The following is a 12,225-nucleotide window of genomic DNA, read 5'->3' on the forward strand; positions in this document are numbered from 1 at the left end:
ATTTGAAACATTTGAAACATTTGAAACATTTGAAACATTTGAAACATTTGAAACATTTGAAACATTTGAAACATTTGAAACATTTGAAACATTTGAAACATTTGAAACATTTGAAACATACAAAACAAGCTGACAGCTGCAATATACCCACGTAACAAGAATATCGTTTTATTAGACAACCAATAAATGCACAATGTCATTGGAAACACTATTATGGTAGAGAACAATAACCATAAAAACAAAGCTGGATCTGTCGAGTATATTTCTCTCAAGATTGCGTACTTTTCATCATCTAGAAAAAAACGTACACAACCCGTCATATTTAACAAAATATAAATAGGTAACAGACCAATCAATGACTTCCATGATAATTTTTTCATAAAATCCATAACAATCTAACTTCACTTCGCCGACACCTGTCGCCGTAAATCAAATTCGCCTAAGCCGACTCGCAGCCCAAATAACCCCCTGTAAAACCAACACCTTACAGGCAAATCCTCAAGCAACTCACCGTTTTCGCCGACCGAAATCCAACGTACAGAACCGCCCGAAAACTAGCACCACGCCCACCCCCTCGTCAACCCGAAATCCACCGACCATTGAACACCCGATGTTGTCATCGGTGGATTCCCGCCTTCGCGGGAATGACCTAAACATTGAACGAATCAGCCTTATTATCCGCCCGACCCACCGGTAACTCCCCCAACTTCTTGAATTGCGCCACCGTAAACTCACACGCCGCCCGGTGATCCACCATCGGCAACGGATAATCCAGCAAAAAATCCCGCTGCTTGCCATGCGGCTCATGAATCCGCTTCCGGTCCAAACCCGCCAGCTCCGGCACAAAACGCCGGATAAACACCCCCTCCGGATCAAACTTTTCACTCTGCAAACGCGGATTGAAAATCCGGAAATAGGGCGCCGCATCATTCCCGGTCGAAGCACTCCACTGCCAACCGCCATTATTTGCCGCCAAATCCCCATCCACCAAATGCTGCATGAAAAACCGCTCACCCCAACGCCAGTCCACAAACAAATCCTTGGTCAGGAACATCGCCGTCACCATGCGCATGCGGTTATGCATCCAGCCGGTTTCACGCAACTGCCGCATCGCCGCATCCACAATCGGAAAACCGGTTTTACCCTCACACCAGCGCTGAAACGCAGCCTCATCGTCATTCCAGCGCAAGTTCACCGTATCCATGCGAAACGGCAAATGCTTGTTGACGCGGGGAAAACCCACCAGGATGTGTTTGTAGAACTCACGCCATCCCAACTCGCTGATCCACTGATCAATATCGGCGGAAGGCCCGTAAGCCTGTATCTCGTTAAGGGCCGCCTGCCAGCATTGACGCGGCGATATCGCACCAATGGCCAGATAGGGTGACAAGCGGCTGGTGGCGTCGGTCAGTGACGGAATGTCGCGCAGATCCCGATAACGGCGAATGTGATGCTCCACAAAATCTTCCAGCCGGGCGAGGGCGGCTTCTTCCCCGGCGGGCCACAAAGCAGCTGCCCGTTCGGGCGCGACATGCGACACAAAACCGGATACGGAGTCCGGAACCGCGTCGGCATGAGTCCACGCGACAGGGCGGGCAGCGGGGGCCGGCAAGACTTCCACACCATGGCGATGTATCTGCTGCAACCAGTTTTTCTTGAACGGCGTAAACACCGAATAGAAACATCCGTCGCCCGTCAGCACGTCACCGGGCTTTACCAGGCATTGGTCATGAAAGGCGTGGCGGGCAATGCCATGCTGCTCCAGCAACGCGGAAGCGGCCTTGTCGCGCACACGCTCGTTCCATTCATACTGGCGGTTCCAGAACACCGCATCCACCGCTTCCGCCTGACACAGCGCCAGCAGGTGTTGCGGAATGGCGGCAAAGTCCGGGACAGTCCGGATCAGCAACGGAATATTCAAGGACGCCAGCGTGGCGGAAAGTTTTTGCAGCGTCCGCAGTTCCAGGTCCAGCTGCACCCCGGCCTTGTCGTGCCGACGCCATTGCTCCGGGGTGATGAACCAGACCGCCGCCACCAGCGCCGACGGATCGAGGCAGGCCTCATGCAGGGCGGAGTTGTCGATGCTGCGCAGGTCGGCGCGCAGCCACAGCAGGTGACGTTTCATGCCGCACGAACACCCTTGATGCGCCGCCATTGCGCCGCTCCCTGACGCACACTTTGCAGGTCAGAGAAAATCTGCACCGCTTCAATGCTGCGCCGGGTGGTGCGCATGCAGCCGCCGCCCGCCCAGATCTGCACGCTCAACGGCAGGCGGAAACGCAGTTCTTCCAGAAACTCGATGGCGCGGTTGCTGGGGAAGGCGGCGCTGAAGGAGAGGATGACAATGTCCATCTTGTGACGGCTGACGGCTTGCACAATGTCGCGCACCGGCATCTGCACGCCAAAGGACACGGCATCTACCTGGTCCAGTCGCAACAGCGCTTCCACCATCAGGATGCCCAGACTGTGATGTTCGTCCGGGGCGGTGGTCAGCATCACGCGCGGGGCCTGCGTGGCGGGGCGCAACGAGCCAATGGTATGGCGGATCAGGCTTTGCAGTTCCTCGGTGTAGAGGTGTTCCTCGAAAATCTCGATCTTGCCGCCCATCCACGCATCGCCGACGATGGTGTTGGCGTGCTGCATCAGGTCGAGGATGAACGATTGCAGGCCCATGCCCACCATCTGGTGGTTCAGGTACTCACGTACCCGGTGCGGTTCGCGGCTTTGCAGTATTTCAATCAGTTCCTTTTCCAGATCGGGCGGCAGAATCGGGCTGGGGTTGCCATGGCTGGAGGCGACCAGTTTTTCCAGTTCGGGCATCTCCAGGCTGATGATCTTGCCGGGGCGGAAACCCGCGTCCAGCAGGCGGCGGATGACGCGCAGCTTGTTGATCTGGTCGGGGCCGTACAGGCGGTCGCCCTGGGCGTCACGGTCAGGATTGGGGAAGCCGTAACGGCGTTCCCACATCCGCAGCAGTTCCTTGGAAATGCCGGTTTCACGTTCAACGGCATTGATGGGCAGCAGGCCGGGGTGACGCGTGGCGGGTGCGGACTCGGCAATAATGGCGTCAGTCATGTTCGTTACCCTCTTCAGGCCAGTTTTTTCAGTTGCCGGATCAGGAATCCGATCACGGGCAGTTTTTCGTACAGTTCTTCGGCGGCGTCCCAATAATCACGATGGTATTGCACGCGGCCTTGTTCATCGAATTTCAGGTGCGAGGTTCCCACGATGCTCAGGCTTCGGCGGCGCACCCGGAAATCAAAGGTCCAGACGAGAAAGGCGCTGCGTTCTTGCTGCACCACCTCGGTAATCACAAAGCGCGGATTGTCCAGTTTCTGGAACATTTCCGCAAACAACTGCTCTACTTGGCGGCGCTGGCGAAACTCGTTGAACGGGTCCTTGAAGTAGCAGTTTTCCGCATAAAAGGTGCGGATGGCGGGCAGGTTTTCCGCCGTCAGGTTCTGATACCAGTCAACCAACGCGGGCAGGGTATTCATGGGGTCGTCCTCATTTACGCAGCACCAGTTGGCAGACATCGGTTCGTCCGGTCAGGAACCCGGCTTCGCAATACCAGTAATAGAAACGCCACAGCTTGATGAAGGCATCGTCAAAACCCTGACTGCGGATGGCGGGCAGGTGCCGGTCAAAGGCCGTCCGCCATTGCTTCAGGGTTTCAGCATAATCCTGGCCGAAGAAGAAACGGTCTTCCTCCTGCAACCCTGCGCGTTGTACTTCCTTGTCCAGACGTTGCGGCGAGGGCAGCATGCCGCCGGGGAAAATGTATTGCTGGATGAAGTCGGTTTTTGACCGGTAACTGTCGAAGCGGTCGTTGGCGATGGTAATGGTCTGGATTGCCGCCCGGCCGCCCGGTTTCAGCAACTGTTTCAATTTGTCGAAATACACCGGCCACCATTCTTCGCCCACCGCCTCCAGCATTTCCACCGAGACTATGGCGTCATAGTGACCGCTCAGGTCGCGGTAATCGCGGTAGTGGAACTTCACCTTGCCTTCGGCGGCGGTGCCCTGAATGCGCGCACGAGCCCAGGCCAGTTGTTCCTGCGACAGCGAAACGCCGGTGACAAAACAACCGTAAGCGGTCGCTGCATATTCGGCAAATGCCCCCCAGCCGCAACCGATTTCCAGTATGTGGTCGCCAGGCTTCACCTGCAATGCTTGCAGCAGGCGGTCATATTTGGCGGTCTGGGCGTCGGCCAGCGACTGGCCTGCGTGGCTGAACAGGGCAGATGAATAGGTCATGCCTTCATCCAGCCACACGCGGTAAAAGCTGTTGCCGATGTCGTAATGGGCATGGATGTTGCGGCGGCTGTTACGCCGGGTATTGCGGTTCAGCAGGTGCCGGATGCGGTACAGCACCGTTCCCAGGAAACTGCCGTGCAAGGCCCGGTCCAGCGCCTGTTCATTGGCCAGCGCCAGCAGCAGCACCTGCAGCATGTCAGGGCTGTCAATCCAGCCGTCACGGTAGGCTTCCGCCACGCCGATATCGCCGCCGGAGAGTATGCGGCTGATTCCCCGCCAGTCCCGGATCAGCAGGTCGGCCTTGGGGCCCGGCTGGTGGCTTTGAAAATGAATGGTTTCACCGTTGGGAATGGTGACGGCCATAGAACCGGCCTGCAGTTTTTCCAGCATACGGAAAAACAACGAAGCTTTCAGCGGCAGGTTCACGGTCGGCAAGGTGCTTTGCAGGGTCATGACGAAATCTCCAGAACCGGCGGGGCCGGCTTGCGGTGAAAAACAGCGCCTTTGCGCCACAGGGTCAGGGCTTGCCGGTGAATGCGCAGCACCACCAGCAAGGTGCTCCAGCCCTGTTGCCACAGGGCCTTCAGTAATTCGCGGGAAGACAGCGGCCGCGCGACGCCGGTAATGGCGGTTTTCAGTTGCAGCCGGTCTTCAATGAAATAGTCGATGGCCACCGTGCTGCGTTGCGGGGTGCGATGAAAACGGAAGCGGTATTCCCCGGCCACCGGATGAAACGGCGAGACGTGGAAGCACTTGCGGCAGTCCAGCACGGTTTTGTCGGTGATCGCAGCCTGGCCGGGTGCGGTCAACAGGTAACAATGGCGCTCACCAAAGGTATTCTTGACTTCGGCCAGCACGGCTTTCAAATAGCCGTCGCGGTCGTGGCAAAACCAGAAGCTCACCGGGTTGAAAACAAAGCCGAACACACGGGGCTGGGTCTGCAACCAGACTTCACCGGCGGTCAATCCGCCCAATCCTGCGTCACGCAGGATGCCGTGTATCCAGGCAAGAGCATCCTTGCCATCTCCGTGATCCGCTTCATGAAACGAAAACAGGTTGAAACGGTTGTAGCTCATGACGCCGCCGGTCAGTTCGGCGCGGCGGCTGAGCGGAAAGCACAGGAACAGCGCCGGATAGACAAAGGCATGGGCGGCAGCACCCACCCGGCGGTGGAAAACCTTGCCGGTATAGAGCCAATGGCGCGGGTCGGCGGTCATGAAGCTGTCCTCAGTCCGTCACGGCGGGCCAGGGCATGACGGCCCCCAGCAATTTGGCCACGCGGATACCGGATTTCAGGCCGTCCTCGTGGAAACCATAGCCGGTCCAGGCCCCGGCGAAATAAACATGATTCCGTCCCTGAAGGGCAGCCACGCGCTGCTGGGCCTGCCAGGCGGCGGCGTCCAGTTGCGGATGGTCATACTCAAATCGCTGCAGCACCTTGTCGGCGGCAATGGGCTGCGGCGGGTTCAGGGTGACAAACACCGGCGTGGTGAAGGGCAGGGGCTGCAAACGGTTCAGCCAGTAAGTCACGGCCACCGGTTGGGAACGGTCCGCCCCGGCCGCCCGGTAATAATTCCAGGCGCACCAGGCCGACTGGCGAACCGGCATCACCGAGGCGTCGGTATGCAGCCAGGCGGTGTTGGGCGCATAGCGCACGTTGGAAAGGACAGCGCGTTCCTCGACGTCGGCATCCTTCAACAGCGCCAGTGACTGGTCGGAGTGACAGGCCATGACCACGGCATCAAAATGCTGGTCTTCACCGCCGGCCTGAATCAGGACGCCTCCGTCCTGACGGCGCACCGAGGTCACCGGCGTATTCAGGCGCACATCACCAATACCGGCCACCAGACGCCGCACATAGTCGCGTGAACTGCCGACGACGGTTTTCCATTGCGGGCGGTTGGTAATTTGCAGCAGTCCGTGGTTCTGGCAGAACACCAGGAAGGTGGCGGCCGGAAAATCCAGCATGCCATTCACCGGGGTGGACCAGATGGCCGCGCCCATGGGCAGCAGGTACCAGTGGGCAAAAGTGTCGCTGTAACCCTCGCGTTGCAACAGTTCCCCCAACGTCAGGGCCTCGCGTTGCGACCGTTCCAACAGGCGGTTTGCATCACGGTTGAAGCGCAGGATGTCGGCAATCATGCGCCAGAAACGCGGCCGGAAGAGGTTACCGCGCTGGGCAAACAGCGCGGACAGGTTGCTGCCGGCCCATTCCAGGTTTTCGTCCGGCAGCTTGACGCTGAAGCTCATCTCGCTGTTGAAGTCCTTGACCCCCAATTGCTCAAACAGGGCGATCAGGTTGGGATAGGTGCGCTCATTGAAGACGAGAAAGCCGGTGTCGACCGGGTGGGTATAGCCGTCGAGGGTCACATCCACGGCATTGCTGTGGCCGCCCGCATAGGAGCCCGCTTCGAAAACGGTGACCTGATGGCGGCTGGCCAGTAACCAGGCGGTGCTGAGTCCGGCGATGCCGGAACCGATAATGGCGATCTTCATTTTGTATAGTACAAAAGTGGCTGTGATTGAACATTAGCCTATAGTTTCAGCATGCGCAAGCTTTTGTCCTATACATTTTTGTCGGTGCCGGGTAGTTGTCCGCAAACGTTCCGGGTGGGTGGCCTGAATGGTTCTGGACAGCGGCGTCAACTTGTCGCAAAGTCGGGAAAACAGAACCAGCGTACCAACTTGACTATGACAACCGCCAAAACCTTACATGCCTTCACCAACGATGCCCTGGCCGATCATGACGCCACAGCCATTGCCGAGTTGATCCGTCGCGGCGAGCTGAGCGCCCGCGAGGTGGCCGAGGCCGCCATTAACCGTGCGCACCGCATGCAGCCGCAGATCAACGCCATTGAACTGCCCATGTTCGAGGCTGCGTTGAGAGAGGCGGAAAGCGTCCGCACCGGTGTTTTCGCCGGGGTTCCCACCTTCATCAAGGACAACACCGACCTGAAGGGGCTGCCCACCAACCAGGGTTCGGCAGCGGTCAATGCGCGACCGGCCAAGGAAGACGGTGCGTTTGCCAAGCAGTTACTGGCGCAGGGCTTTGTAACGCTGGGCAAAAGCCGCATGCCGGAGTTCGGCTTCAATGCCAGCACCGAATACCTGGGGATGGACCCGGTGCGCAATCCGTGGAATACGGAATACTCCAGCGGCGCATCGTCGGGCGGGGCGGCGGCGCTGGTGGCGGCGGGCGTGGCGCCTATTGCCCATGCCAATGACGGCGGCGGTTCCATCCGTATTCCGGCAGCGGCCTGCGGCTTGGTGGGGCTGAAGCCGACCCGGGGACGCTTTATTGATGCGGAAAGTGCCAGCGCCTTGCCGGTGAACATTGTCGGGGAAGGCGTGGTGACTCGCTCGGTGCGTGACACGGCCCTGTTCTTTTCGGGCATGGAGCAGGTGTACAAGAATCGTCGTCTGCCGGGCGTGGGTCTGGTGGAAGGGCCGGGTAAACGCAGGCTGCGGGTGGGGCTGGTGCTGGACTCGATCAACGGAACGGCCACCGATGCCGAAACGCGCGCCGCCGTGTTGCAGACGGCCAGGGTACTGGAGGGTTTGGGTCATCGCGTCCAGGAGATGCCGCTGTCCGTTAACAGCAACTTCGCCGACGATTTCAGCATTTACTGGGGCATGCTCTCCTTTCTGGTATCGACCTTTGGCAAGCAGTTGATGAGTCCGGATTTTGACCGGTCACAATTGGACAACCTCAGTCGCGGTCTGGCGAAACATTATATGAAGAACTCCCTGAAGACGCCGATGGTTCTCTATCGCCTGAAGAAGTCGCAGGATGACTATGCACGCATGTTCCGGGACTATGATGTGGTGCTGTCACCGGTACTATCGCACACCACGCCCAAGCTGGGCTGGCTGTCGCCGGAGCAGGATTTTGAGTCCTTGTTCCAGCGCCTGCTGCAATACGTGTGCTTTACGCCCCTGAACAATGCCGCCGGCAGCCCGGCTATTTCCCTGCCGACCGGCTCCACCCGCGAGGGCCTGCCGATTGCGGTGCATTTCTCAGGGGCGCATGGCGATGAAAAAACCTTGCTGGAGCTGGCGTTTGAACTGGAACAGGCGCAGGGCGGATGGCGGCGGATTCAGGCCTAGAACTCGAAGGATGTGATACAGGAACTGTCAATCGTTCACCAATCCTGTATCCTGTTTCTTTTGAATCCGAAGAGTCCGGTTGCCATGCCTGAAACCCTTTCCCTGCTGGGCCGTGACGATCCTGTAGTCTTTGAGGTCGAACGTCCGGAAGGGCAGTCCCCCTTTTTGCTGATTGCCGATCATGCCGGGCGTCATATTCCCCGTCAGTTGGGCTATCTGGGACTGGAATCGGCGGATTTGCAGCGCCATATCGCCTGGGATATCGGGATTGCCGGTCTGGCCAGCCAGTTGGCCGCCCGCATGGATGCCTGCCTTATCCGCCAGAACTATTCCCGTCTGGTCATCGACTGCAACCGGCCGCTGCTGGCACCTGACTCCATTGCCAGCCACAGCGAAAATACCCCGGTTCCCGGCAACCAGCATGTCAGCCCGGGGGAAGGCAGCCGCCGTGCGCAGGCCATTTTCCATCCTTACCACAACCGTATCCGCCAGGAATTGCAGGCCCGCAAGCAGGCGGGGCGTCCCACCATCCTCATTTCACTACACAGTTTTACGCCGGTTTACCACGGCCAGAACCGTCCGTGGCATGCCGGGGTGCTGTATCACCGCGACACACGGCTGGCGCATGCCCTGCGGGATTTGCTGCGCAAGGAGCCTGGACTGGTGATTGGCGACAACGAGCCTTATTCGGTCAGCGATGCGTCAGACTACAGCATTCCGGTGCATGGCGAGCGCAACGGCCTGCCGCATGTGGAGCTGGAAATCCGTCAGGACCTGATCATCAATGCCGCCGGGCAGCGCGCCTGGGTGGAGCGCCTGCTGCGCCTGCTTCCTCAGGCGGCGGAGGTCTTAGGGCGCTGAGTGGTCAGGCACTTTCAGCGACTTGGGCTGTTTGGACAATGCCGGTGGGTCAATGAGTCGCATTTTCCGGCATAACCCGAGCAACGCCATTTGCGCCGTCGCCATCAGGCCCTGCAACACAAAAAATCCACCATGCAACAGGTTTATCAGTGGATAGGTTCGCAACATGCGCAACAAACGCGGTGGGTGCAGGTAAAACCGGACATAGGTGTAGGAAAGCTTCTTGCGCAGGTCATAGCCGTAGGCGCGGGTATACCAGGGAGTCAGGCTGTGGTAGTCGCCGCTTTCCCGTTCATCAGCAGCGCCCCGTATGGTAGCCTCTGCTGAAGCTTGGAGCGCCAGCTCATAAATCGGGGTTTGGGGCTGGGGAACCACGGCAAACAAGTGTACATGCATCAAAGGGCTGCTGATGGCATAGCTCAGGGTTGCCTCAATTTCTTCCTCCGTTTCCGAAGGAAATCCAAGCATCAATGCCCCATGTACGACCACACCCTGACGCGTGAACTCTTCGATGGCCCACTTGGCTTTCTCAATATCCAGATATTTTTCAGCCAGGACTTGTAGCCGGGGAGTGACTGTTTCTATTGAAATTGATGCGTTATAGGTTCCGGCATCAGCCATGGCCTGAATTGTTTCCTGATCCAGGATATCGCCTCGCAACCCGTTCGGAAAGGCCAGGAACAGTTTTCCTGGCCAGCGTGCCTGAATGGCCCGCATGATGGATTGCGCCCTTGGCCGGTGCAGGTTGAAAATGTCATCAATAATATGGAACTCGGTAACCCCATAATCCTCATAAAGTATGCGGATTTCCTCCAGCACATTTTCATCACTTCGATAGACAAAGCGCTTGGTGAAAATATCATGGCAATAATTGCACAGATACGGACAGCCCCGGGAGGTGAACAGATAGGCGTATTTCCGTTCATCTACATTGGTAATCATGCGTTTGCGGTCGCGCTTGCGATAGCGCTCAAAATCCAGCAGATCCCAAGCGGGCAGGGGAATGGCGTCAAGATCGGTTATGAGATCCTGTTTGTGGTTGTACACGATTTCGCCGCTTGCCGTGCGGTGGCTGAAGCCCGGGATGTCGTCACCCAGCGGCTGACCGGAAAATTGCCGGGTCAGGGCCTGAAGGAAGCTGCGGTCTGCGGCGCCCTCAAACACCCAGTCAAAAAGGCTTTCACCAAAAATCAGGTCGGCTTGGCGCAACGTAAACGGACCACCGATGACCGTAATGGCTTTCGGGGCACAAACCTTGGCCGCCGCTGCGATGGCAAAACTGGCTGCCGCCTCGCAATTCAAGGCAGAGACGCCGATGATATCGGGCCGGAATTCGTCAATGCGTTCCGCCAATGCCTCGGGTTTGTCGTTGTAGAGCATCATGTCCCAGAAGTGGACAGTCACTGTATCACCGAAATGCTGCCGAATGCCTGCAATCAGGGTGAGGATGCCCAGCGGCGGACCGTAATGATTGTTTCTGGCTTCCTGAAAGGGCTTGATGAACAGGATGGTGAAAGGGAGAGTTACAACAGGGCTTTCGTTAATTTCAGCAATGGAGTGATATGTAGATACCGAGATATCCGGTTGATTCTCAACCCGTATTTTTTTTGTGGTTTTATTCATGCCTGATCCCTGCCGCATTGGCTGATTTTACCGCATCCGCCATTGGGATAACGAAAAAAGGCTCATTTATGAGCTTGGCTAGTGTTAATGGAAATCTGCTGCAAAGCAATAAATTTAAGTCAGGATTCGGAATTTGAATAAAAAATCATGTAACTGATTCAAGTAATGTCAATCAGCACCAGACACGGATTTTCGGTATGGGACAGAGGTTTGCTAGCAATCGCTTTTAATCATTAATGAAATAATATACAGATATATATTGTCATTCAGCCGGCGCAGCGTTGGCCGGAGATCGCTATAAGTTCCGGAACGAGAACGATCTAGTCACTGTTCCAAAACAGGCGCATGATGCACCCGGCAGTTTTTTCAATTGGGCGGGTTTCAGGGCGCCCGCCGGCCAAAATTCAGCGGGGTAAAGACTTGGCCCCGTTCTTGCTTCTCTGTAAGCCATGCCTTCCTAAATCCGGCCAGTCACCCAAGAGGTTTACCCCATGCAAATCCGAGTCGGTTACGAACTGGTCTACCAGTGCCCGCAACCCACCCCGATGATCCTGATGCTGCACATTCACGACAGCCGCCTGCCTGATGTGCTGATGCCCGATCATCTGGTGACGGAACCCGCTATCCCCTTTACCACCTACATGGACGGTTTCGGTAACCGCTGCACGCGGATCGTGGCGCCTGCCGGGCGGTTGCGGATCAGTTCAGAGGCCTTGGTCAATGACAGCGGCCTGCCGGACATCATTGTGCCGCAAGCCATGCAGCATGCCATCCAGGACTTGCCACAGGAGACGCTGGTCTATCTGCTGGGCAGCCGTTATTGTGAGACCGATGTTTTGTCCACCACGGCCTGGGCCTTGTTCGGCCACGGCCCCACCGGTTGGGCGCGGGTGCAGGCCATCTGCGATTATGTGCACCGCCACATCGCCTTCGGTTACGAGCATGCCAACGCCACCAAGACTGCCGCGCAGGTTTTCCATGAAAAGCGCGGTGTCTGCCGTGATTACGCCCACCTCGCCATTGCCTTTTGCCGGTGCATGAACATCCCGGCGCGCTATTGCACGGGTTATCTTGGGGATATCGGCATGCCGCCGCCCTACGGCACCATGGACTTTGCAGGCTGGTTCGAGGCTTATCTGGGCGGTCAGTGGTACACCTTCGACGCCCGCAACAACGTTCCCCGCATTGGCCGGGTGCTGATTGCGCGCGGTCGGGATGCCTCTGATGTGGCCATCACCACCACCTTCGGTCCGAATGTGCTGGAGAAATTTGTGGTACGCACGGATGAGGTCATTGCGGGCAAACTGCAAACGCCGGCAGCTGTTCCGGCCTGAATGTTGTTGGCTTTCCGGGGCGGGTGCGGCCGCCTGTCCCGAA

10 protein-coding genes are annotated in these 12,225 nt (G+C 57.5%); 3 read left to right on the forward strand and 7 right to left on the reverse strand.

What is annotated here, in order from left to right; all coding sequences use genetic code 11:
• Positions 1 to 649: 649 nt before the first annotated feature.
• The 6 genes from phrB to Q7T36_RS02435 are packed head-to-tail and all read right to left on the reverse strand — an operon-like array spanning position 650 to position 6,753.
• Positions 650 to 2,125, reverse strand: a complete 1,476-nt coding sequence (gene phrB, locus Q7T36_RS02410) for a deoxyribodipyrimidine photo-lyase (RefSeq protein WP_304843627.1) — start codon at positions 2,123 to 2,125, stop codon at positions 650 to 652.
• Entirely contained in the window at positions 2,122 to 3,075 is a 954-nt protein-coding gene (locus Q7T36_RS02415; protein ID WP_304843629.1) for a MerR family transcriptional regulator, read from the reverse strand. The genes phrB and Q7T36_RS02415 overlap by 4 nt, the downstream gene beginning before the upstream one ends.
• A gap of 14 nt (positions 3,076 to 3,089) precedes the next feature.
• Positions 3,090 to 3,497: a nuclear transport factor 2 family protein gene (locus Q7T36_RS02420; RefSeq protein WP_304843632.1), complete on the reverse strand. Its 408-nt coding sequence runs from the start codon at positions 3,495 to 3,497 to the stop codon at positions 3,090 to 3,092.
• Between the two features lie 10 nt (positions 3,498 to 3,507).
• On the reverse strand, positions 3,508 to 4,710 hold the full coding sequence (locus Q7T36_RS02425) for a cyclopropane-fatty-acyl-phospholipid synthase family protein (RefSeq protein WP_304843634.1): 1,203 nt from the start codon (positions 4,708 to 4,710) through the stop codon (positions 3,508 to 3,510).
• Positions 4,707 to 5,474: a DUF1365 domain-containing protein gene (locus Q7T36_RS02430; protein ID WP_304843636.1), complete on the reverse strand. Its 768-nt coding sequence runs from the start codon at positions 5,472 to 5,474 to the stop codon at positions 4,707 to 4,709. The genes Q7T36_RS02425 and Q7T36_RS02430 overlap by 4 nt, the downstream gene beginning before the upstream one ends.
• Positions 5,475 to 5,484: 10 nt before the next feature.
• Entirely contained in the window at positions 5,485 to 6,753 is a 1,269-nt protein-coding gene (locus tag Q7T36_RS02435; RefSeq protein WP_304843638.1) for an NAD(P)/FAD-dependent oxidoreductase, read from the reverse strand.
• 195 nt (positions 6,754 to 6,948) lie between these two features.
• Between Q7T36_RS02435 and Q7T36_RS02440 the strand changes: the two genes are divergently transcribed.
• Positions 6,949 to 8,364 (forward strand): amidase, encoded by a 1,416-nt coding sequence (locus tag Q7T36_RS02440; protein WP_304843640.1) that lies wholly within the window; start codon positions 6,949 to 6,951, stop codon positions 8,362 to 8,364.
• A gap of 84 nt (positions 8,365 to 8,448) precedes the next feature.
• Positions 8,449 to 9,225 carry an N-formylglutamate amidohydrolase gene (locus Q7T36_RS02445; protein WP_304843642.1) on the forward strand — a complete coding sequence of 259 codons (777 nt, stop codon included), beginning with the start codon at positions 8,449 to 8,451 and terminating at the stop codon, positions 9,223 to 9,225.
• Here Q7T36_RS02445 and Q7T36_RS02450 read toward each other — a convergent pair.
• Positions 9,214 to 10,848 carry a B12-binding domain-containing radical SAM protein gene (locus Q7T36_RS02450; protein ID WP_304843644.1) on the reverse strand — a complete coding sequence of 545 codons (1,635 nt, stop codon included), beginning with the start codon at positions 10,846 to 10,848 and terminating at the stop codon, positions 9,214 to 9,216. The two genes, Q7T36_RS02445 and Q7T36_RS02450, sit on opposite strands and share 12 nt — an antisense overlap.
• A gap of 491 nt (positions 10,849 to 11,339) precedes the next feature.
• Here Q7T36_RS02450 and Q7T36_RS02455 point away from each other — a divergent pair, with 491 nt between their 5' ends.
• Positions 11,340 to 12,182, forward strand: a complete 843-nt coding sequence (locus tag Q7T36_RS02455) for a transglutaminase family protein (RefSeq protein WP_304843646.1) — start codon at positions 11,340 to 11,342, stop codon at positions 12,180 to 12,182.
• Positions 12,183 to 12,225: the final 43 nt, after the last annotated feature.

The sequence above is a fragment of the Fluviicoccus sp. genome, from assembly GCF_030646115.1.
GTDB lineage: Bacteria > Pseudomonadota > Gammaproteobacteria > Pseudomonadales > Moraxellaceae > Fluviicoccus.